The 454-nt window shown below is 44.9% G+C and carries 2 tRNA genes; both read left to right on the top strand.

Features of this window, described 5'->3' with window-relative positions:
* Positions 1-67 precede the first annotated feature (67 nt).
* Positions 68-144, top strand: a tRNA-Ile gene (locus tag I4W93_RS20260).
* 160 nt (positions 145-304) lie between these two features.
* Positions 305-380, top strand: a tRNA-Ala gene (locus I4W93_RS20255).
* The last annotated feature ends 74 nt before the right edge of the window (positions 381-454 follow it).

Genomic DNA, 454 nt, shown 5'->3' with positions numbered 1-454 from the left:
TAGTGAATTGAAGTTATAAGTGTTCACACAGATGATTGATTGCATGAGATAGAGCACACGTACAGATGGGTCTGTAGCTCAGGTGGTTAGAGCGCACCCCTGATAAGGGTGAGGTCGGTAGTTCGAGTCTACTCAGACCCACCAAATTCATCGCCAGTCGTTGTTGCAGCGAACCTCACATACGAAAGTATGTTTCGGTTCACTACGCCTAGACTGATCCTGAATTGCATCAGAAAGCTTATTACGATGGGTTTTGCTTTAGGCAGCACAACGCAGCATAAAGTAAAAGGCAGAAGTAAGAAGAGGGGTTATAGCTCAGCTGGGAGAGCGCCTGCCTTGCACGCAGGAGGTCAGCGGTTCGATCCCGCTTAACTCCACCATTCCTTACGATGTTCTAAAAATTCAAATCAAAACGTTCTTAAAAGAATGCTTTGATTTGAGTTTATCTCAAACT

The sequence above is a fragment of the Rheinheimera maricola genome (assembly GCF_016918075.2).
GTDB classification, from domain to species: Bacteria; Pseudomonadota; Gammaproteobacteria; order Enterobacterales; family Alteromonadaceae; genus Alishewanella; species Alishewanella maricola_A.
The sequence above is the reverse complement of the archived record's forward strand: the minus strand, read 5'-3'. Positions and strand labels throughout refer to the sequence as shown.